The organism is Acetobacterium sp. (assembly GCF_041752335.1).
GTDB lineage: Bacteria > Bacillota > Clostridia > Eubacteriales > Eubacteriaceae > Acetobacterium.
Genome location: NZ_JBGSHG010000048.1, coordinates 67,000 through 86,790, shown reverse-complemented (window position 1 = coordinate 86,790; position 19,791 = coordinate 67,000). Strand labels below are relative to the sequence as shown.

Annotated in this window: 18 protein-coding genes and 1 CRISPR repeat array; of the genes, 2 read left to right on the top strand and 16 right to left on the bottom strand. The window is 46.0% G+C overall.

Features of this window, described 5'->3' with window-relative positions:
- Positions 1–93: 93 nt before the first annotated feature.
- From ACEW8F_RS06615 to ACEW8F_RS06555, 13 genes are all read right to left on the bottom strand, one after another.
- Positions 94–1,467, bottom strand: coding sequence for a phosphatidylserine decarboxylase (locus tag ACEW8F_RS06615; RefSeq protein WP_373482682.1), 1,374 nt, complete (start codon positions 1,465–1,467; stop codon positions 94–96).
- Between the two features lie 182 nt (positions 1,468–1,649).
- On the bottom strand, positions 1,650–2,930 hold the full coding sequence (locus ACEW8F_RS06610; protein WP_373482681.1) for an HD-GYP domain-containing protein: 1,281 nt from the start codon (positions 2,928–2,930) through the stop codon (positions 1,650–1,652).
- 207 nt (positions 2,931–3,137) lie between these two features.
- Positions 3,138–3,428: a MoaD/ThiS family protein gene (locus ACEW8F_RS06605; RefSeq protein WP_373482680.1), complete on the bottom strand. Its 291-nt coding sequence runs from the start codon at positions 3,426–3,428 to the stop codon at positions 3,138–3,140.
- A gap of 17 nt (positions 3,429–3,445) precedes the next feature.
- Positions 3,446–5,338: an aldehyde ferredoxin oxidoreductase family protein gene (locus ACEW8F_RS06600; RefSeq protein WP_373482679.1), complete on the bottom strand. Its 1,893-nt coding sequence runs from the start codon at positions 5,336–5,338 to the stop codon at positions 3,446–3,448.
- A gap of 145 nt (positions 5,339–5,483) precedes the next feature.
- Complete coding sequence (locus ACEW8F_RS06595; protein WP_373482678.1) at positions 5,484–5,816, bottom strand: hypothetical protein; 333 nt, start codon at positions 5,814–5,816, stop codon at positions 5,484–5,486.
- Positions 5,817–6,147: 331 nt separating this feature from the next.
- Positions 6,148–6,330: a hypothetical protein gene (locus tag ACEW8F_RS06590; protein WP_373482677.1), complete on the bottom strand. Its 183-nt coding sequence runs from the start codon at positions 6,328–6,330 to the stop codon at positions 6,148–6,150.
- Between the two features lie 99 nt (positions 6,331–6,429).
- Positions 6,430–8,364, bottom strand: a complete 1,935-nt coding sequence (locus tag ACEW8F_RS06585) for an ATP-binding protein (protein ID WP_373482676.1) — start codon at positions 8,362–8,364, stop codon at positions 6,430–6,432.
- Between the two features lie 22 nt (positions 8,365–8,386).
- A complete protein-coding gene (locus ACEW8F_RS06580) occupies positions 8,387–8,746 on the bottom strand; it encodes a response regulator (protein WP_373482675.1) in 360 nt (119 codons plus the stop codon).
- 44 nt (positions 8,747–8,790) lie between these two features.
- The gene (locus ACEW8F_RS06575; RefSeq protein WP_373482674.1) at positions 8,791–9,672 is read right to left on the bottom strand and encodes a hypothetical protein; all 882 of its coding nucleotides are present in this window, start codon (positions 9,670–9,672) and stop codon (positions 8,791–8,793) included.
- Positions 9,673–10,008: 336 nt separating this feature from the next.
- Positions 10,009–10,968 (bottom strand): NYN domain-containing protein, encoded by a 960-nt coding sequence (locus tag ACEW8F_RS06570; protein WP_373482673.1) that lies wholly within the window; start codon positions 10,966–10,968, stop codon positions 10,009–10,011.
- A 132-nt stretch (positions 10,969–11,100) separates the two neighbouring features.
- A complete protein-coding gene (gene aat / locus ACEW8F_RS06565; RefSeq protein ID WP_373482672.1) occupies positions 11,101–11,967 on the bottom strand; it encodes a leucyl/phenylalanyl-tRNA--protein transferase in 867 nt (288 codons plus the stop codon).
- A gap of 248 nt (positions 11,968–12,215) precedes the next feature.
- Positions 12,216–12,575, bottom strand: coding sequence for a VOC family protein (locus ACEW8F_RS06560; RefSeq protein WP_373482671.1), 360 nt, complete (start codon positions 12,573–12,575; stop codon positions 12,216–12,218).
- A gap of 579 nt (positions 12,576–13,154) precedes the next feature.
- Positions 13,155–13,565, bottom strand: coding sequence for a holin family protein (locus ACEW8F_RS06555; RefSeq protein WP_373482670.1), 411 nt, complete (start codon positions 13,563–13,565; stop codon positions 13,155–13,157).
- Between the two features lie 377 nt (positions 13,566–13,942).
- Between ACEW8F_RS06555 and ACEW8F_RS06550 the strand changes: the two genes are divergently transcribed.
- Positions 13,943–15,775 (top strand): leucine-rich repeat protein, encoded by a 1,833-nt coding sequence (locus ACEW8F_RS06550; protein ID WP_373482669.1) that lies wholly within the window; start codon positions 13,943–13,945, stop codon positions 15,773–15,775.
- A 330-nt stretch (positions 15,776–16,105) separates the two neighbouring features.
- Here ACEW8F_RS06550 and ACEW8F_RS06545 read toward each other — a convergent pair whose 3' ends face one another.
- Positions 16,106–16,330 carry a DUF2922 domain-containing protein gene (locus ACEW8F_RS06545; protein ID WP_373482668.1) on the bottom strand — a complete coding sequence of 75 codons (225 nt, stop codon included), beginning with the start codon at positions 16,328–16,330 and terminating at the stop codon, positions 16,106–16,108.
- Positions 16,331–16,488: 158 nt separating this feature from the next.
- Entirely contained in the window at positions 16,489–16,710 is a 222-nt protein-coding gene (locus ACEW8F_RS06540; RefSeq protein ID WP_373482667.1) for a DUF1659 domain-containing protein, read from the bottom strand.
- An 853-nt stretch (positions 16,711–17,563) separates the two neighbouring features.
- On the opposite strand from ACEW8F_RS06540, the gene ACEW8F_RS06535 reads away from it, so the two are divergent.
- On the top strand, positions 17,564–17,947 hold the full coding sequence (locus ACEW8F_RS06535; RefSeq protein WP_373482666.1) for a Panacea domain-containing protein: 384 nt from the start codon (positions 17,564–17,566) through the stop codon (positions 17,945–17,947).
- A gap of 476 nt (positions 17,948–18,423) precedes the next feature.
- A CRISPR array of direct repeats spans positions 18,424–19,384; the repeat unit is 36 nt; unit sequence GCTGTATTTCCCTCAATTATCTTGGTATGGTATAAT.
- A 96-nt stretch (positions 19,385–19,480) separates the two neighbouring features.
- On the opposite strand, the gene cas2 is transcribed toward ACEW8F_RS06535, so the two are convergent.
- Positions 19,481–19,789 carry a CRISPR-associated endonuclease Cas2 gene (cas2, locus tag ACEW8F_RS06530; protein ID WP_373482665.1) on the bottom strand — a complete coding sequence of 103 codons (309 nt, stop codon included), beginning with the start codon at positions 19,787–19,789 and terminating at the stop codon, positions 19,481–19,483.
- Between the last annotated feature and the right edge of the window lie 2 nt (positions 19,790–19,791).

The window sequence follows — 19,791 nt, the reverse complement described above, 5'->3', positions numbered from 1 at the left end:
GTCCCTCCCGAAAAGGAAGGACGGCTTTTTTGATGGGTTTTTTCTCAACCCCCATAACTGCTTTTGTTATTTTTCTACCGGGACCACGATTGCTTAAACCGCTTTTGTTTTTCGGGTTGCCACCGCAACGCCGCCAATCAGCACGACCATCAGGATCACGGCGATGGCATTTTCCCAGACTCCCGGATCGGCGTAGGCTGTCGGGGTACCGGTCATCACGCCATAGGCTTCGCCCATCAGCAAGTGGGCATAGCCTTCACCATCGCTATTTTGGGCAGCAGTCATTTCAAAGCCGGCGCCATTCTGGAAGATCATCACATAGTCCGATCCGCCAAAAAGGAAATAACCGAGCATGTCGCCCTTTTTTACCACTGTCCCGGGCTTGATATTGTCTTCAAAAAGAACCGAGGAAACCTGGGACATCCCCACCGGCAGCAGGGCCACCAGCCCATCATTAGCGGTTTCGATAATCACACAGCCCCGGGTTTCCACCGCCTGCCAGCCATAGCCGCCTTCATCGAGCATGTAGCGCTGGGCTTCCTCATCCCAATAGGTGATACCGCCCACGGCATCGTCCTGGTAAACCGTACGGACCTCGAGGATGGTTCCCCCCACTGGGAAGTGGAAGCGATGATAATCCTGGACATTCAAAAAGGTATGAGTCAAGACGCCACCGGCAAAAGCATCACTATAAGCACTGCCGGCGCCCAGCAGCGCGGGAATCGAATCAAAGGTCTGGGATTTTATTTTTACCCCATCCCCGACAACCCGGGAATCGCCGTTGACCTGCCAGACCCCCTGGGGGACCGAATCGGCCGGCGCCACTACCACCCCATCGTCCTCGGGTGAAGCAATCGGACGGACGGAGGGCGAAACCAGATAGCGGCTGAAAAAATCATTAAAGCTTTTCCAGTTGGACGGGTCTTCATACCAGCCATTCTGTAATCCAAAATCGGGATTGTTATAGGCAGTCTGATAATAGCTGTCATTCCAGGATGCCGGGGTGCTCAGATATTCCCCCCATTCCTTGGTGAATTTGATCATCCAGGAGCGGTACGGCTCGTGGTATTGCAGTGAATTATTATAATACCCCATACCTTCCAGCTCTGCTAACGGCTGATCGGTGATATAGTAAAAATAATCCAGGCTTTGATCGATCTGATCGTAGAGGCCCGGATAGGTGTCGCCAACATTGGGCAGGATAGTCCAGGGCATGGCTTTGGCAGCCCAGTCAATAAAGTCATAAAACTCATCCAGCGATTGGACCGGATTGGAATTTTTGTCGGGATTGACGGTTTTGGCCTGGTCAATGGATTTAACCAGCAGGGTTTCCAGCTCGGGGTTATGCTCCACCAATAAGATCAGTTCAGCGGTGATGGGCTCATGGACCGGGTTTTCGGCCCAGACGACCGGGGTTGACAGCAACAATAGACTGACAACCAGAAATAGGGACAATACTCTTTTCATTCTCTTCCTCCTGAATAAATTTCTCACGTGTTCTTTTGTTTTGAAACTTTATACCCATTAAAAACAGGCTCAGCCAGCACCAAAAAAATAATCAATTTTTCCCAACTGCTCTTACTGCTTTGCGCTGACAATTTTTCCATGAAATAGCTTTACTGATTTCGGGAACTTATCAAGGGACGGGGTCAGACTTTTTTGATGATTCGCTCTTGTTGTTCGGCCATTTTTTGATAGACCTCAAAACGGGAAATACCTTCCTGCACCGATGCCATGCAGATCGCATCAATTTCATCTAAATTATTTTGAATAATCGCAAAGACCGGCTCGCCATGCTTGCATAAATATTCATCCTCAAGAATTTGCATAATCTGGTCTGGTGACAGCCCTTTCCGGTACGGCCGATCTTCTGACAGGGCGGTATAAATATCAGCATAGGAGACAATATCCATCTCCTGCGTAATGACAGCATTCAATAGATTCATCGGATAGCCGCTGCCATCATGATTTTCATGATGACAGGAAGCCCATTCAACAATCTCTCCTAAGCCTTCTATGTGGCCCAGAATCAGAAAGGTAAAATAGGCATGGGTTCTGATATCGGCCCTTTCCGTTTCGGTCAGTGCCCCTTTTTTTTCAATGATCTCCGTCGCCACCGCAATCTTACCCATATCGTGAAGCAAACCGGCCACGCGGATTTTACGGCATTTTTCTTCGGAATAACCCATTTTTTGGGCCAGCACATAGGCCACCTGACTCACCCCAAAAGAGTGGGAAATGGCAAACTTACTGCGCGAATCAATAATTTTGGACAGCGTCAGGGCAAACTCCTCTAATAAATCCATGGTCATCATAATCTCATATTGCTCTGAAATGCCAAGACTCAGAATTGTTTCCATCTCCCAGTTGTCAAAATCCAGCCAGAAAGAATCTTTCTGAGCCTGTTCACTAAAGGCTGCCACCACTTCCGGAGCGAAAACGGTGCCACCATAGGATTGAATCTTGGCGATTATTTTTTGTTTTTGGGCCAGAATCGAACAATTTGGCTGAACCAGAATATCGGTCCGGTCAGCCACATGGAGAATATAGGATTCCAAGGGTACCGGGCCCAGTTCGGAAAGATAGTTGCTGTCCTGATCATAGTGCCAATGATGATAAAAAATGATCTTTGAAATTTGCGCAAAAGGCGAAAATGAAGACAGCATATAGCTGCCCAGGCTGCTATGCGGAAAAGGATTCTCCACATCCATCTGAATCAGATCATCTCTTTCACCAACGGTCAGGGCCCCAATATCGTGTAAAGATGCGGCAATGACGAGATCACTCAGTCGTTCGGCCGGCAACCCCATCTGAACCCCAATATGATAGGCGGCAATGGCCGTCCGGCGGTGATGGTCCTTCAGTAAATAATTATATAGATCAATTGATTTTGTAAATGAAGTAATCAGTTCTTTCAATGTAATGTTCATCAATGCCATCCTCCCACCAGGTTGCAGTCATTCAATTCTCATTATCTTAATACCAGTTTACACGGATAAAACCCATTCGTCAATGCCTACCATGCCAGCCTTTCATCTTCTTACGGAAACCTGGTTTTATTCTCATTAATTCCGCTAACGGTGGTGCTGACCCCACCGTACAAAAAAAGGAACCAGCCCTGCTGATTCCTTCGTTATTCATCCCCCACCCACCGGTGGAAAGATCAAAACCGCATCCCAATCCTGCAATGGGGTCTCAAGCCCCAACCGGGCAAAGATCACGCAGCCATTAACAAACACCGCAATCCCCGGATTGAGCTGATGCACGTCATTAAAAATCCGGTCGTTCAGTGCCGGTCCATAAATTTTGCCGAGCTGATCCAGGGCATCCGCAACCGTCGCCCCATCAGGCAGCGTCAGGAACTGATCCTTGTTACCACCCATCAGGGCTTTTAAGCCCATGATGGTGGTAATTTCAACGGTAATCATATGATTACGCTGCTGTTTCAATCATCCGCAAGCAAGCCTCTGGCTTCCAGCAGGGCGGCGGCTTCCGGCAGATCCAGTTCGGTCAGTTTTTCCCGGGTGGGCACTCCATCCTGACCCCAGTTCCTCGCTTCATAATACTCGTTAAGCATCAACTCCAGATCTTCCTGAGAAATCCGCTGGCCTTTGGAGCCCCCTTCCTTGATGGTCTCATCGATGATCCGTTTGGGGAAGGTATCGTCGGCCCGGGTAAAACCGGCGGAGATATTAAAGACCCGGGCCAGATTATTGACCCGTTCCCCCACCCTGCCAATGTCCTCTTTGGTTAGAGGTATACCACTGGCACTGCTGACCAGATCGGCAGTGTTTTGCTCGGCAATGGCCGGTACCGCCATATCCATCAGAAAACCGCACATCGTCGGACAGTCGGTGGTGGCACAGCGGATATCCTGGTTCCACTTGGTCAGCCAGCCCTTGCCGGCCACGGCAAAGCGGTCATAGGCGTTGGGTACCGGTATCCCAAAGACTTCCTGGAAGGCGTAGCCGCGGTTATGGTCAGCTCCGGTATAGCTGGTGGCAAAATTAAGGCCGTGGGCTTTGGCACCCCGGGGGTCATAGGCCGGCAGTTCCAGGCCCTTGATGTGCATCGCAAAATCCCCGGCGTCTCCGCCAATTTTTTCGGCCAAGATCCGGGAACCGTCACAGAGTAACTCACCCAGGCCCTCCCGGCGGAAAGCGATTTCCTCAATCAGCTGGGTTACCGCCTGATGATTGCCAAAGTGCAGATCAATCCCATTGGTGTCCGCGGCGGTCAGCATCCCCCGTTCAAAAAGCTCCATCGCCAAGGCGATGGTGACGCCTACCGACATGGTGTCCAGGCCATACTTGTCGCAGAGCATGTCATTATAAATAATGCTGTCGACACTTTCAACGCCCACGACGCTGCCGAGGCTGTAATAGGTTTCGTATTCGGGGTCCGACATGCCCCCTTCATAGCCCTGGCCCTTGGCCAGTTTCAGCTGGGTACAGCCCACCGGGCAGCCATAGCAGTGTTCGCTGCCCTTGTTGCGGCTGATGCTGGCTTCTACCCCGATGCTCGCCGAATAATCCTTTTCGCCGGTATTACGATAGTTTTCGGAGGGAAAAATACCCATTGCTGAGGTCGCATCGACCACCATCGAGGTTCCCAGTTTGGAAAACTCCGGATACAGCACCGGGCTTTGTTTCATCGCACCCAGCATAAATTTTCGGGCCGTCTCAAAAGCTTCCGGGTTGGCCAGCGGTACCAGACCGCTGCCGCGGATAGCAATCGCCTTGAGGTTCTTGGAACCCATCACCGCGCCCACCCCTTTGCGGCCGAAGGCCCGGCGTTCGTTGATGATGGCCGCCATTTTTGACAGGTTTTCACCGGCCTGGCCAATACAGGCAATCCGGGTATTCTGATCATTCACATCCTGCTTGATGATGGTCTGGGTGATTTGGGTATCCATACCCCAGAGTTTTGCGGCATTTTTGATGGTTACCTTGTCGTCTTTAATATGAAGATAAACCGGGGTTTCGGATTGCCCCTCAATGATCAGGACATCGTAGCCGGCAAATTTCAGTTCCACCGGGAAATAGCCCCCCGACAGGGACATCCCCACTGCCCCGGTCAGCGGTGATTTGGTGGTCACGGCCATCCGGCTGGCACAGGGCGCCGGGGTACCGCTCAGTGGACCCGGTGCAAAAATCAGCTTGTTATCCGGCCCCAAGGGATCGACATCACCGGGGACCTCATCAAACAGGTATTTCACCCCAAAACCGGCGCCACCAATATAATCTCTGGCAATCTTTTCCGGTAAATCTTCAACCGCTACTGTTTTTGTGGTGAGATTCACCCGCAACACTTTTCCCATATAACCGCCCTGAAACATTTCACTACCTCCTAGTAAGCTAAAATTGAATACGAAATGATTAACCACATCCTTTCGTATTCTTTTTCTGATCAGTAATTTGATAACGTTATCATACCACTTTAGGAAATTTTAATCAATATACTAATTTACTTGTAACTAAATTTTAAGCCGGTTCAGCGCGAAAAGCCAGGTACTCGATGATGATCCCATAGACAATCCCGGCCAAAAAACTGACCACATCGGTGAAACCGGTCGCACTGTAAAAGGCAAAGGAGACGATCAGGCCCAGCACAGCCCCCCGGGCCAGCCGCTTGAGCAGTCCGATCTTCGGCCAGGGCAGTCCGATCACCAGGCCCATCAGCAGCCGGTTGTACCACAGTGAAAACAGCAGGTAGTATTCAATTTGAAATCCGGATCTTACCAATGCACCAATGATACAAACTACCCCTAACACAGCACCTGCCAAAAGCGAAACGTTGATTCTTTTTGTCATCATCACAATATCCTCCTGTAAAAATGTCTAAAAACTTGATTTTTTATGCTTATTATATCGTCATACCCTGGATCTTGCCGCTTAAAACATTTAATCAACGCCAATATTTGATCCCCCTCCGCAACCACAAGGTTTATCCCCGTTTCAGCTGCTGTTTCAAAGCCGCCGGATTACAAAAATCAGACTGTTCACGAGTGGCTGCGGCGACGATCGCATCACGCCCGGTTGAAAACGGCAATCTATTCTGCTTTCAGATACAAAAAACCACAGCATTACACTGTGGCTCGGTTCACACAATATTTTAGTTTTATTTTTGCTGCCTGATTAAACGCTGCTAGCTTGCCTGTTCATAGCTGACAAAGGTAACATAGTCATATTCGCAATCCATGCGTGACTCATCTCCTTTAGGAATTGATTTAATTCCACCAACCAGTTTACCGCCACGTGCAAAGGCTTCACTCAGTTTTCGATTGAAATCATGTGCATTACCACTTGTTATAATACTTATTTTACCCATAAATTTACCCTCCAGTATTTATTCAAAGTTATAAATAGTATAGCATAGGAAATATTTGCTTTGCAAAAGTAATTTTATGCAAACCATTACCATTTCGCGTCAATCGAATGGAACCACAAAGGTAAAGCGGGTATACTGACCCCGTTCGCTGTCGATCGTTATTTTTCCGCCTATTTTTGCGATTTCGGCAGCCACTGCAGCCAGGCCGACGCCCCTGCCTGAATACAAATCGACACTATCCCGGGTGGAAAAGTCGTCCCGCAAAATCGTTGCCAGCATTTGCGCTCTGCTTAATTGAGAAAACTCCGCAGCGGAATAGATCTGTTTCTCCACGGCTTTCTTCCCGATGATATCCAGATCAATACCGCTGCCGTCATCGGCCAGGCAAATCACGAATTGATCGCCTTCATTTTTCAGCGCACAGGTAATTTCCCCGTATTCCGGTTTTCCCCGGCAATCCCGCTGATCCGGGTCTTCAATGCCATGATCGGTGATATTGCGAAACACATGAACCAGGGATTTGATAAACGGCGCATAGCGATCGCGATTGATAAAAATATCATCCCCGGTCACGATGATGGCGCCGATATTTTTACCGAAACGGTCGGCCAGGGTCTGCACATACTCGTTGTAATCTGTAATCATGTCTTTGACATTGAGATAGAACAGACTGTCAAACAACTTAAGGATCACTGCCTGCTCTTCGCTTTTAAAGACCGCTGCAATTTTATTTTCAATGGCGGCCATCCGCTGTCGACTGACGGTCACCCGATCTTCATTTTCAAAATAACCAGCCCCCAGGGCTTCGCTGATAATGCCAATATCCTTTTCCAACAGTTGATCGCCGTCAATCTGGCCAATAAATGCACGAATTTCATCGCTGCTGATGGTTTCAATCCGTTTTTGCATCGCGCTTAAGCTGTCTTCCAGCCGGTGCAGCGCCTGGGCTGTATGATGCAGGGCGTTAAGCGAAAAATCGCCTTTCATGGTATGAACCATCCGAAAAAGATACTGTAAAATAAGCTGCGGGCTCTGGTTGTTATCCAGCAGCGGAATGACATCTTTGTCAATAAACCCCTGCAATTCCGCAATCGACTGCGTGATTTCGCTTTTACTGCTGATCGCCCGCACAATCAGCTTGATATTATCCTTTTCTTCCGCGTTTTTCAGCGCCAACGCTTTTTTTTGGGTCACATCGGTTAATATCATCATAATTGATTTGCCCGTCTGATGGGGAATGATTTTATATTCGGTTTGAATATAGCGCTCATGAATTTTTAATTCGGTTGGTAAAATCGACAGGTAAACCCTGTTCTGGGTTTGATTGGCATCATTAAAAACAGTGTCAAAAATATTTTGCATCATCCCGAGACAGTCCGTGTCAACAAACCTTTTTAACACCGCTAAAAAAGGCTGCTGACCAATTGAAAAACCGAAGATACTATCGCACTCGCGACTGTATTCTTCGGAAATAATCAAATCGCTGCCAAAGAAAAGAAAACCCTGGCCAGCATGATCCAAAAGATTCTTAATCGCCGCATTCTTTTGCTCAATCTCAAGCCGGTGTCGCTTTTCGGCTTCATTGGTTTCTTTTAAGATCCGCTGCTGGGCATTTAATAGTTTGATTTCCCGTTCCTTGGTTTTCGACATTTCGATTAAAAACTCCCGGATGTTGACCACGCCAGCATAATTTTTATTTTCCAGGATCACAATAAAATCATAAATACTATCCTGATTTCTACTCATTGCAATAAAACCCAGCTTCGCCATATCACAGCCTTTGTCGACACAGGTAAGATCCGGTTTCATCAACAGGGTCACCTCACGGTTCATATATAAAGCATAGCCAAATTGACTGCCTATTTTCTGGTAGAAATCATTCCGCATCAGAATCCCTGCCGGTTCTTTGCCATTAACAATGACAACCCCTTCAGCTTCTTTGTTTTGTTCAAAGTAATGATGAATCGTGCTCCCCGTCGCCATTGCCGAAAAGGTTGGTGCCACCTGGGCCAGTTTGGCAATCGTTTCAATCATGGGAAATCGCTCCCTTTAATCATTAAGCTAATGCTTCCGCAATCGTGTTGATCACCTGATCATTGGCAAAAGGCTTGGTAATATAGTTTTTAGCGCCGGCATTGAGCGCCTCCAGAATGGTACTGCCTTTGCCCAGGGCGGTAATCATCACGACTTTGGCCGTTGGGTTCACTTTGATGATATTTTTTAACACCGTAATCCCATCAACATCAGGCATGGTAATGTCCATCGTGACCAGATCAGGCGACAGGTCCTGATACTTTTTCAGACCCATTGTGCCGTCACCGGCTTCACCAATAATTTCATGATTGGCCGCTTCCAGAATGTTTCGCAATTTTTTTCGGGATACCGCGGAGTCATCCACAATCAATATTTTTGCCATAAGAAAAGCCTCCTCTTTATATTATCTTCAAATACTTTTATCGATCAGTGCTGGTCTTTTGCCATAAAACCAGGGTTCGCATCGGCATAAAGAAAATCGATCCTGCCAAAGCTTAAATAACAGGGAATCACGTACAGGGCCCCGGCGGGCTTGATCGTTCCGGACTCTTTCACGGCGGTCAGCAGCAGATCCAGCTCAATCCCCTGATGGGCCAGCTGGGATAAGAATAACCCATTATGACAGTTGAGAAATTCACCCAGCGCATCTTTCGCCAGGTCGTTCATCCCGCTTACCGCTTCTTCGGCATAAATCGCTGCAAACTGTGCTAACACCGCTTCTGAACCCGCAAACCCGCTAAAGAAACGCGACTCTCCGGCGGTGCCCTGGGTCACCAGATAATCATAAGTGTAGGAATCAGCGGTTTCTGCTGCTTCCATCCGGATTTCATCATCGATAAAGCGGACGATGTTTCGCAGAAAAAGTTCAAAATAGTCCCGCAGGATGCGGTTTTGATCATCCGCTACGGTTTTTAGAAAGAGTTCCGCAATTTGTGTGATATCGTTATTTTTAAGCACCTGAAGCTCATCGCCAGTCAGCTGGGAATCGGCCTGATACTGGCGCATCGCGTCTTCATATTGGGCCAGGGAAAAGATCCCCCGCTCAATCAGCAGCTGTCCTAATAAACTATTCGATTTTTTCTGGGCGTTTAACAGTTCAGCCAACTGCGCTTCGCTTAAGTATCCTCCCGCAATCGCCAGTTCACCAAAGCGTTTATCTTGTGCGACCTGCAGCTGATGGATTTTCTCAACCTGCCCGGCATTCATATAACCAGCATCAATCGCCAGAACCCCTAATTTGACCTTAACAGATTTTTGTTCCGCTAAAACCATTCTCAGTTCTTCTGGTTTGATTAATTTTTTCTCCAAAAGGTAATTACCAAAATATTGATTAAACATAAAAAAACCTTTCCAAACAATTTTTAACCCCTTATTTTCAGCGAGTGAAAAAAGAATAACCCCTACCGATCATGCGCTGCCAGTCGCAACAGGGGGTGCACGAGCAGCGCATGGAACGGTAAGGCTATTGATTGTTTCTATTGTACCCGGATCATCCATCCGTTTTAAAGACATTCCCGGTAATTTTTGTGTTAAGAAACCGTTAAAATTTTGTTAAACGGGATTAACGCTTTTTAAATAACGGTTCGTCAGGGGCTCTTGGTCCGGTCAGGAAAGGCTATCGCGATGGCCAGATCTGTTGCCACACTAAATTCTTTTTCGATTTTTCGTTTTCAATTTGACCTTATTTCCGTCCACCGAGATTTCTTCAATACTTCTCAAAAAGCTGGAAAAGCGGCTGAAACCATAATCATGGATGTTAAAATGCTTATGATTTGTTTTTAACGCCTCATGTATTTTAGATAAGTTTTCAACCACCCCGCCGCATTTGGTGATCATCTCAATGATTTCATTTTTTACCGTCATGAAATCAACATCATTTTTCATCTTGACAAAGACGGTGCCATCCTTTTCCTCAATGTAAATCTTCGGAAATTCTTCCCGAATAAAAACATTGAGTTTGGTATAACCATAATTTCTGACATCAAAATCAGTATATAATTTCCCCAGTGATGAACCGACCAGTCCCAGGGTAAGATAATCGGCTTCGGCAATCATGTCTAATATTGATTCCTGAATTTGACTGATGGGGGTAACATTTGATTCACTTGTCTCCGGCGTTTTGGCATTATTTTCATGCTGACGATGCTCAATAATCGCTTCGATCTTGGGCTCATCCGAGGCGATCAAATCAAGATGGACAAATTTGTTGCATGCTTTGGTCAGCGCCAGGGGAGTCTTTGATTCCCCCATGCCGATCACATAGGCCTGGGATTCTCTTAAGCGCATGGCCAGTTTGGTAAAATCACTGTCACTGGTGACAATGCAAAAGACATCGATGTTATGGGCGTACAGCATGTCCATGGCATCAATCACCATCGCCATGTCGGTGGCATTTTTGCCCCTGGTGTAATCAAATTGTTGAATCGGCTGGATTGAGTATTCCAGTAAAATATCTTCACTCCAGCCATAGGTTTTTTTCCAGTTACCATAAATCCGGCGGATTGACACCGTTCCAAAAGCATTTAATTCTTCAAAGATGCTTTTTACATATTTGGCACTGACATTGTCGACATCAATCAACAACGCAATATTTTTCTCGTTCAAAGGATTCCTCCATCTTTATTTTTAGTTTAGTGAAGCCGTCGCGAATGTTCCCCAAAACCATGGACAATCTGAACAATTCCCCGGGGTTGGCGAATCGGCTTATAAATTCAAGCCGGGATTGTATCCATTTCGTTAAATGATCCCCTCGTTCCGGGGTTTGCGCAAGTGATTTTGTGCCGCTTGTGGTAAATCCCAGTTTTCGAAAAGCTTTCCCCAATCCTCAATGATGTCAGGTGCATTTACAACAGGGTCCAGCATTTGCAGGTACGCATCCCGGGTAATAACAATAGCCCCTAAGCTTTTCATATGCTCTGTGGGCCATACTCCACAATCCATCACGCCAAATTCCAGCTCCGCCAATCGCAGTGAAAGTGCGATATAAGCCAGTTTTGAGGTGTTTCTCAAACGTGAGAACATCGACAACCCATGAAAATAAGAGCCAAAAGCAATTCCAAACAAACCACCCACCAGTTTTTTATCCTGCCAGACTTCAACTGAATGCGCAAAACCCATTTGTTGAAGCCGATACAAAGCCTCCACCTGTTCAGGAATCAACCATCTGTACTCTGTTCTGGATTCCTGACAGGCATTGACCACCTCACTAAAAGCACGATCAACCGTGAGGTGAAATTTATTTTGTCGAATGATTGCCTGCATATTTTTGGGGATATGAATATCCTTTGGATGCATAATACAATGCGTTTCAGCAGTCCACCATAAAATCGGTTGATTTTTAAAGGAAACCGGATAGATTCCGTTTTTATAGGCGAAAATAATACGTTCCGGCGTCCAGTCTCCACCAATTGCCAGCAATTCACCATCGGGCCCTAAACGAATCGTCTTATTTGCTGCTGTATGTGGCGGAAAATAAAGTTGATCTGTCAATGTGTAAGCCTTTCCCCGGTATTTGATATGACGCATATAGACGCCCATAAGCTTACCTTTTAACAGCATTTTATCAATTTTAATTATACCTGTTTTAAGTTTTTTGGGGATCATACGCAAACCTCCTTCGCGAAAGCTGATGACTCTAAAATGCTTAATGCTTCTGTTTTATCTAATCCCACGGCCACCGCAATTGCAGTTAACACGTCCAGATCTGACTGCCAGTCTGCAGTGTCCTCTTTCTCGGTAAGCTTCCAGCTCCGGCGGCACCTGTTCCCCGGGTGATGATGTGCGGCCCTGTTTTCCTTTCTTAAATTGCGCTAGAATTTTACCCGATGATCGTGTTTAATTCTTGGGGTGTTTTACATGAGCTCCAGCAGCTGAATCTTAAGCCCGTTGGGGTCACTGATAAAGAGGTACTTGATATGTGGCGCGGGCTGAAACGGGACGCTGTGCAGGATACCTTTTTCGTCTAATGTTGCCATCGTTTGCTCCAGTGAGACGACTTCAAACCCCAGCGAAATGTTGGCATCAATGCTTGTCGACGGGATGGTCTTATTGTAAATCAGTTCCAGTTTGGTTTCGCCATCCCCTAAAAAAGCCAGTTCAAGATCTGGACCGGCCGGCCTACGGCTATCCACCGTCAATCCCACAATATCGGTATAAAACCGGATCGATTCATCCATATCTTTGACGGTGACTGTTACCCATGAAAACTTCATAGCTTTCTCCTTCTCAAATCTAAAATTTTGGTTTTATCAGTTTTTTAAGGTATTGTAGCATAAAATCGGAGCGGACAAAAGATGATCGTCCGGGTCATATTACCGCAATCTCCCGCTGACCAAAAAATCGCCGTTTTCTGAAGACCGCTCAGAAAGTGACGATTAAATACTGACGATAATGGTTGATACGTGGCAGTTTGTTCAGCGTAATTTTTGAAATGATCAAGGCTGGCCAGCCATCCATTCTCTTACAACTCCAATGAATTCGTTGCTTCTACTTCAAAAACTTCAATGACTCTGGTTTTATTTTCTTCGGGAATAAAGGGCATCGGCAATGAATACTATCACCGTTGTTGCCACTGTAATGCTGGGATGATTCTCCGTTTTCATTCTATTTGCCGCCGTTCTGAAACGCTATATAAAATGAGATTATGTTAGTCTCAACAATTTTATATCTACCCCAAAACAAAGATTATTCGCAGCCAGTCTGAAGTTAAATGAAAAAACCGCGAGCAATAATGCGAGAAAGCCCATTTCTCGTCGGCGTATGCGGGCCGGAGCGGGACGCTCCAAAAGCACTTATTCTTGATGCGTATCGTCCGCCTCACCCAATTCCCGGATCACCGCTGCCAGCCGTTTGGGCAGGGGCACCCCCAGCCGGCCCAGGTTTTCCAGAATGCTCAGGCCTTCGTTGGCCAGATAAAAGCCGATCATCGCCACCCGCAGCGGGGCACCGGCGCCACCGAGCAGGGTGATATCCAGCAGATGGCCGATCCCGACCACCATAAAGATCAGGATTTTTTTGAGAATGCCACGAAAGCCCTGGGCGCTGGAGAGGCGCTTTTGTTGGGCGGCTGCCAAAAACCCGGTTAAGTAGTCCATCACCACAAAGGCGATCAGACATTGTAAAAAGCCGTCATAACCACCGAGCATTTGCCCAAGCAGCCCGCCCACCAGGGCAAAGACCAGCGAGATTTCACTTATTTTCATGGGTTCACCCCCTTTCGCTTATTTGTGACCATTTTACCATCCCCGGTTACTAGCTTTAAATGGCGTGACGACGGGGTATTTTCGAGTTTTTTCCAGACCCGAAAAAAGCCGGAAGTGCCTGCGCATTACGTACGACAGGTGCAAGACCATCTGGGCGCGTGGCTGTTAAAATTTTATAAATAAGGGTAAATACTTTAATATAAAAAATGGTTTAAGAAACAGTTTATTACCGATGTTAAAGGGGGGATCCATAAATAGAAAATAGTGCGCTCGGATCAATAACAGTAAGGTGAATCCGGATTAAACTGGTACCAAACGAATCGACGATCGGCAAAAATTCACGGTGTTTCATCGTGTTTAAGAAAGCGAGGGAAAAAATGAAAAAATATCTGCATGTCGGACTTGGTTTGTTGATTATTATCACGTTGTTGCTCGGTACGATGCCAGTGACCGTCAATGCTGAAGACGTAAATCCGGAAGCAGCAGCAGTCATCACTCCGAGCACTGGATTAGATGGCGATTTTTGGTATGAAGATGTTCCTGGTGGTGTTATCATTACCCATTACTCTGGTACCGATGTTGATGTGGTTATCCCTGGAACGCTGGATGGTAAAAAGGTATTGGAGATTGGCACAAGCATTTTTTATGGAAAAGCAATAAACAGTGTCACGATCTCGGACGGCATCACAACCATTGGTGAATCTGCTTTTTACAAACTAACCACTTTAACACGGGTTTCGATTTCCAATAGTGTCACAACTATTGGCTTTAATGCCTTTAGCGGATGTACTTCATTACAGAGTATTACGCTTCCCTACGGTGTCACAACCATTGAATCGCAAGCTTTTATGGACAGCGGATTAGTAACCGTCGGCCTCCCGAACAGCCTGACAAAGATTGGCGCTAGTGCGTTTGCAAATTGTATTTCTTTGACCCGCGTCACAATTCCGGAAAGCATTACTTACATCGAAGATGCGACTTTTTTACAATGCTTTGCCCTGCAAAGTGTCACAATTCCCGACAGTGTCACATTTATCGGACAAAGCGCTTTTCGTGAATGTAGCAGCTTAACCGACATCACCATCCCCGATAGCGTCACCGAAATTGAATATCATGTATTTGAAAAGTGTAGCGGCCTGACTAGCATCACGATTCCAAATAGTGTCACCAAAATTGGATCGTCTACTTTTGAAGCGTGTACTGGGCTGACCAGTATCTCCCTGCCGAACCAGTTAATCGACCTGCCGTCTTCGATGTTTGAAGGGTGCACGAACTTAACCAGTGTTACAATACCAGAAAACGTCAGATATATCCACTACGATGCTTTTAAAGACTGCAGTGCATTAACCAGTGTAACAATCCCGAGCAGCCAAACAGCTCTCGCTGATACTGGCGTTTTTGACGGATGTCCTAATCTGACTATTTACGGCATCACAGGCTCTAATGCTGAAGTTCATGCAAACACCTTCAATATTCCATTTATTGCGATTGATAATCCGCTGACCAGTATTGCCGTCACCACCCCGCCTGATAAGACCACTTATCAAGTCGGTGAAAGCCTGGATCTGACCGGCCTGGTGGTAACCGGAACCTATAATGACGGAACCCAGGCACCCGTTACCGTGACTGCTGCCAATATCAGTGGTTTCAACAGCAGCGCGCCGGAAAGCGGTCAGATTATCACCGTGACCGTGAGCGGCAAGACGGCAACATTCCCGGTCACGATCGTCAACAACGACAGCGCCGCTCTTGATGTTTATTACCGGACCCATGTTCAGAACATCGGCTGGCAGGAGCAGAAATTAAACGGTGAAGTAAGCGGCACAACCGGACTGGGCTTACGACTGGAAGCCATACTGATGGTTGGTTGGGATCCGGTTAATCAGGAAGAGGTTGATATGTATTATCAGACTCATATTCAGAATATCGGCTGGCAGGACTGGAAAAACAACAAGGCAGTTAGCGGGACATCCGGACAGGGCTTACGACTGGAAGCGATTCGGATTCTGCTCCCTGAATGGACAGTCAATGACTACGATGTCTATTATCAGGTGCATGCCCAGAATTTCGGCTGGCTGGACTGGGCCAAAAATGGTCAGAGTTCGGGAACAGCGGGGTTTGGTTATCGTCTCGAAGCGATACGAATTCTCATTCTACCAAAAGGTTCCGCCGCACCTGGACCTACGAATCGGCCCTTTGTTCAAAAATAGAAATATCCGGGTCACGTGCAATCAGGGTGCGTTTACAAGCATGAAACACCGAAGCCCCTGTTAAAAAAGCATTAACTGTCCCGAAATGTGCGTATCTCATTAAAGAAACAGCACGATTTAGCGGCCAACATGGCCGCTATTTTTTAAATTTACTGTTTTTTTTGCCGGCTTTTACCAATCCTGCCCGACGCCACCAGCGGCTACACCTCGCAGTGGACAAAGCCCTGCTCGGGGTAGAGGATGGTGGTCAGCCCCAGGCTCCCGGCGATGCTGGCAACTCTTTCAATCGTGATCCCCGGGGCGTAGAGATCCACCGCCTGGCGCCCCGCCCTAGCTCATAGTAAAGGCGGATTTGTCAGTGATCACCAGTTCGGCTTTGACCTTGGCGGTCAGAAGCTGGCCATCGGGGGCGAAGATTGCTTTGTCAATCATCCCGGCCATGGCGGTGTTGACTTCGTCAACCGTCAGCCCGACCTTGGGATCGGTGATTGACATCGTCGTGGTTTTTAGGTCGGCCCGTTTAAAAGTCAGTTGTAATACGGTGTTTGCTGCCATTTTTTTACCTCCTCTCTAAAATTTGCGGGTTGGTGGCGATGAGACCTGACAACCCGGGCTTTGTCCCCCCTTTGTTGACCAGGAGGACAACGGGCGATTAATAATCGCCGCTAGGGATGTGAATTTTACCGACGCCAGATACCGGGGGGAACCTCCCCCTAAATCAGGGTCAGCAGCGCCAGCTCGTGTTTGATGACTTCTTCCATCACCGGTTGTTGCAACCCGTCAATGATCACGGCGGTGTCATAAATTGCCTGATCGGTGGCGTCGGAAACGATGTCTCCGTAGGTGCGGGTGGTGATCTTTTCCTTGCCATCGACCATCCCGTGGTTGGAGCGGAGCTGAACTTTTTTGGTTAAAAAATCGCTAATCAATGCCATTGGTAATCCTCCTTTTTCTTATTTGAGACCATTTTATGATTCCTGGTGACTGGCTTTAAATGGCGTGGCGACGGGCCGACGGCGGTTTTTGGGCATAAAAAAAAGCCGGTTTAAATCAGCTTAAACACGACCACACGGGGCCGGCTTGAATCGACCGCTGTGTGTTGCTGCTATTTCTGAGCGGTTTTATTGTTTGCTTTGGCAAAATGATTCATAGCTACCTCACTGGTTCCGGAAAAAAACCGAGGGCGCCGGATGTCATGAAAACCAATAATTGTGTCATGAATAATAATATCCTTATAGATTAGATTTGCTTATAATGATATATATCAACAATCTCGCTATAAAACGACACTAAGATCGCAGAATCGTACAGAAATATCACACAATCTCACGATTAACCAACCACTTGTGCACTACAACTGCGGCCTTACGGCAGCGGCAAAACGTTTTAACATCGCCACGTTTCTAAGCGCTGAAAATTCTTTGAAGGTAAGACGCAACATGGAAAACCCAATGCAACACCCCCATCAACCCTGCATGACTTTTTTTAAAAACCTCTGGTCGGAGGTCGATGCGGTCGAACTCTGCCCTTTATTTGCTTTGTCCCAACAGCCCGAGGCGGTTGCGGCGGCGCTGATGCAGCCCGAAACACTGCCATACGCCTGTCTGATCTGCCTGCGTCACTATCTGGATTCCACCTCAAGCCCTTGCCTAACGGGGTGACCGGGGGCATCGGTAGTTTTTTATGATTCTTGATGCGAAAAGCGGGTAAAAACAGGAAAGAAGTTGTAACTTTAAGCTTTGGTGATAATATACACCTGATTAAGTAAACCCAACCAAGGAGGTACTGATGATGGCAACGCTGAGAGATATTACGCGATATCTTGTTTATTCCTATGAGACGTTAACGCAATCACAGATTACCAACAGTGAACTGACACTACATAAACTTCTTTATTTTGCGCAAAAAGAGTCATTGGCTTTCAACGGGCAGCCGTTGTTTTTAGAATCCTTTGAGGGCTGGAAACATGGCCCCGTACTGACTGAATTGCGGTTCTTCTTTGATGAAGATTTTGAGAACATGATACCTGAAGAAACCGAACGGCTAACCGATCGGGAGCGTTATATTATTGATAATGTGGTTGTCCAGTACGAAAATACGCCGCCTGGGCCCTGCGGGACCTTACCACAAAGAAAATGCCTGGATCAAAAGCCGGGCCGGCTTGAGCGCTGACGCCTCGGGGAAGCGGACTATCACCCTTGAAGACATCAAGGAAGATGCTGCTGCCTGCGCTTATTTGACCATCAATTCGACATGTTTGTTGATGAATATGATGATTTTATCGGCGAGACAATCTCATGCTGACGGATTTCACATTTTTGATATTTTTAATCGTCATACTTTGGATGCGCACGATATTATTCATTGGATCACCTGCTCTGTTTTTTATCCATTATAACATAAGGTCGATTTTATGAAATTGAAATATTAATTGGAATAAAATATGCCGATTAGTGTTTTGATTTACATTTAATTGGTGACTAAAAATTATCAGTCTACTTTTAAATGTTACCACGTTTGTTTTTGGTACTATCTTCCCAGGTCTCTCTTGATATGGTACAATTTACAATTATATACCCTATTATTGAGTATAGCTGTATTTCCCTCAATTATTTAATTTCAAAAGTCTCACCCGTGGGACTCTCGTCGCTGTATTTCCCTCAATATATCTTGGTATGGTCTAATGTTGAACGATGCAGTATGAATTGTTACTGAGCTGTATTTCCCTCAATTATCTTGGTATGGTATAATCATTTGTTTTATACCCCATTATATATAATAGCTGTATTTCCCTCAATTATCTTGGTATGGTATAATAACTGAAGGGAGGTAAGAACGTGGGAGAAAGCTGTATTTCCCTCAATTATCTTGGTATGGTATAATTCCACTAGAAAGCGTTGTACTGCCCACAGAGCTGTATTTCCCTCAATTATCTTGGTATGGTATAATATAATTTGTGATCATCCACATTAAAGCACCGCTGTATTTCCCTCAATTATCTTGGTATGGTATAATAAGGCGTTCGGAATACCACCAGCGTTAATAGCTGTATTTCCCTCAATTATCTTGGTATGGTATAATCATAGCGAGTATTAACGCAAGTGGTGAGAGGCTGTATTTCCCTCAATTATCTTGGTATGGTATAATAATGCCCTCGATCTCATCATCCATCGTTGTGCTGTATTTCCCTCAATTATCTTGGTATGGTATAATGATAAACAGAATCAAACGGTGTAGCTGGTAGCTGTATTTCCCTCAATTATCTTGGTATGGTATAATGTGGCTGATTTTCTATAATAGTGATTAAGGGCTGTATTTCCCTCAATTATCTTGGTATGGTATAATCCATTCTGCATCGACCGTGGCCAGCTTATCGCTGTATTTCCCTCAATTATCTTGGTATGGTATAATAATCGGTTCACCAGTATATGCTCCTGGAGAGCTGTATTTCCCTCAATTATCTTGGTATGGTATAATTCTACCTATTATATATAATAACATTAAAGAGCTGTATTTCCCTCAATTATCTTGGTATGGTATAATTTTAGATGATTGCACGAATAACGGGAGAAAGCTGTATTTCCCTCAATTATCTTGGTATGGTATAATCGAGGCAAAAGAACCCCTGAAAACAAAGGGCTTTCAGGGGTTCTTTTGTTGTTAAAACGATTGGTTTTGGCAAATATTTTTTAAAATATTCCGATTTTAAAAAAGGCTAAGTTGCTCTTCAACAAATTTTTTATCTTCGATCTTTAATTCGCCAACGAGAATCTGGATATCCTGATATTGTTTTTCTGTAATCGTTAATAACCTAACAGAACCATTGTCTGGAAGATTTCTGTGGATTCTCTGTTGATGTTTTTTTACCGCATCATTGCCGTTACATACCCTTGCATATACTGAAAACTGAACCATATAATAGCCATCTTTGATTAAGAACTTCCGAAAATCTGTTGCCATCTTGCGTTGCTTTTTAGTGGTAACTGGCAGATCGAAAAATACTATAATTCTCATGA

What these genes read in the sequence shown, in the direction of transcription:
- cas2 (WP_373482665.1), bottom strand. Translation starts at nt 19,789, where the DNA reads ATGAGAATTATAGTATTTTTCGATCTGCCAGTTACCACTAAAAAGCAA.
- ACEW8F_RS06595 (WP_373482678.1), bottom strand. Translation starts at nt 5,816, where the DNA reads ATGATGACAAAAAGAATCAACGTTTCGCTTTTGGCAGGTGCTGTGTTA.
- aat (WP_373482672.1), bottom strand. Translation starts at nt 11,967, where the DNA reads ATGATCCCCAAAAAACTTAAAACAGGTATAATTAAAATTGATAAAATG.
- ACEW8F_RS06540 (WP_373482667.1), bottom strand. Translation starts at nt 16,710, where the DNA reads ATGGCATTGATTAGCGATTTTTTAACCAAAAAAGTTCAGCTCCGCTCC.
- ACEW8F_RS06550 (WP_373482669.1), top strand. Translation starts at nt 13,943, where the DNA reads ATGAAAAAATATCTGCATGTCGGACTTGGTTTGTTGATTATTATCACG.
- ACEW8F_RS06615 (WP_373482682.1), bottom strand. Translation starts at nt 1,467, where the DNA reads ATGAAAAGAGTATTGTCCCTATTTCTGGTTGTCAGTCTATTGTTGCTG.
- ACEW8F_RS06600 (WP_373482679.1), bottom strand. Translation starts at nt 5,338, where the DNA reads ATGTTTCAGGGCGGTTATATGGGAAAAGTGTTGCGGGTGAATCTCACC.
- ACEW8F_RS06535 (WP_373482666.1), top strand. Translation starts at nt 17,564, where the DNA reads ATGATGGCAACGCTGAGAGATATTACGCGATATCTTGTTTATTCCTAT.
- ACEW8F_RS06545 (WP_373482668.1), bottom strand. Translation starts at nt 16,330, where the DNA reads ATGGCAGCAAACACCGTATTACAACTGACTTTTAAACGGGCCGACCTA.
- ACEW8F_RS06580 (WP_373482675.1), bottom strand. Translation starts at nt 8,746, where the DNA reads ATGGCAAAAATATTGATTGTGGATGACTCCGCGGTATCCCGAAAAAAA.
- ACEW8F_RS06585 (WP_373482676.1), bottom strand. Translation starts at nt 8,364, where the DNA reads ATGATTGAAACGATTGCCAAACTGGCCCAGGTGGCACCAACCTTTTCG.
- ACEW8F_RS06610 (WP_373482681.1), bottom strand. Translation starts at nt 2,930, where the DNA reads ATGAACATTACATTGAAAGAACTGATTACTTCATTTACAAAATCAATT.
- ACEW8F_RS06560 (WP_373482671.1), bottom strand. Translation starts at nt 12,575, where the DNA reads ATGAAGTTTTCATGGGTAACAGTCACCGTCAAAGATATGGATGAATCG.
- ACEW8F_RS06555 (WP_373482670.1), bottom strand. Translation starts at nt 13,565, where the DNA reads ATGAAAATAAGTGAAATCTCGCTGGTCTTTGCCCTGGTGGGCGGGCTG.
- ACEW8F_RS06590 (WP_373482677.1), bottom strand. Translation starts at nt 6,330, where the DNA reads ATGGGTAAAATAAGTATTATAACAAGTGGTAATGCACATGATTTCAAT.
- ACEW8F_RS06605 (WP_373482680.1), bottom strand. Translation starts at nt 3,428, where the DNA reads ATGATTACCGTTGAAATTACCACCATCATGGGCTTAAAAGCCCTGATG.